The sequence below is a fragment of the Thermobacillus xylanilyticus genome, from assembly GCF_907165215.1.
GTDB classification, from domain to species: Bacteria; Bacillota; Bacilli; order Paenibacillales; family Paenibacillaceae; genus Thermobacillus; species Thermobacillus xylanilyticus.
Genome location: NZ_CAJRAY010000023.1, coordinates 20,590 through 21,080, shown reverse-complemented (window position 1 = coordinate 21,080; position 491 = coordinate 20,590). Strand labels below are relative to the sequence as shown.

Here is a 491-nt window from a genome sequence, read left to right as displayed (position 1 = left end):
GAAGCGCGGCAACGCGTGAAGCTGACGAATACTAATCGGTCGAGGGCTTATCCTAAATACCATCAGCTTGATTCAACATTTCATTCGCATCCGGTTTTCAGGGTGCAAGGCATCCTGAGCAGAGAGAATACCGTTGACGCTGTTCCCCGATAGCTCAGTCGGTAGAGCACTCGGCTGTTAACCGAGTTGTCACAGGTTCGAGTCCTGTTCGGGGAGCCATCTCGTGGAGAGCTGTCCGAGTGGTCGAAGGAGCACGATTGGAAATCGTGTATACGTTAACAGCGTATCGAGGGTTCGAATCCCTCGCTCTCCGCCATTGACTTTCCTTCATTGCGGCCCGTTGGTCAAGGGGTTAAGACACCTCCCTTTCACGGAGGTAACAGGGGTTCGAATCCCCTACGGGTCACCACTTCCTTCACAAACAGACTTGATTTATCAAATCAAGTTGTAGTATATTATAATTTGTCACGCGCCGGAAAGCGCGGATTCAC

The 491-nt window shown here is 51.1% G+C and carries 3 tRNA genes; all 3 read left to right on the top strand.

The annotated features are described in order from the left end of the window. The first annotated feature begins 143 nt into the window (after positions 1-143). The 3 genes from KJQ12_RS05020 to KJQ12_RS05010 all read left to right on the top strand — a co-directional run bounded on the left by KJQ12_RS05020 (position 144) and on the right by KJQ12_RS05010 (position 409). Positions 144-219 (top strand) — tRNA-Asn (locus KJQ12_RS05020). 6 nt (positions 220-225) lie between these two features. Continuing rightward, a tRNA-Ser gene (locus tag KJQ12_RS05015) sits at positions 226-316 on the top strand. An 18-nt stretch (positions 317-334) separates the two neighbouring features. Continuing rightward, positions 335-409 (top strand) — tRNA-Glu (locus KJQ12_RS05010). Positions 410-491: the final 82 nt, after the last annotated feature.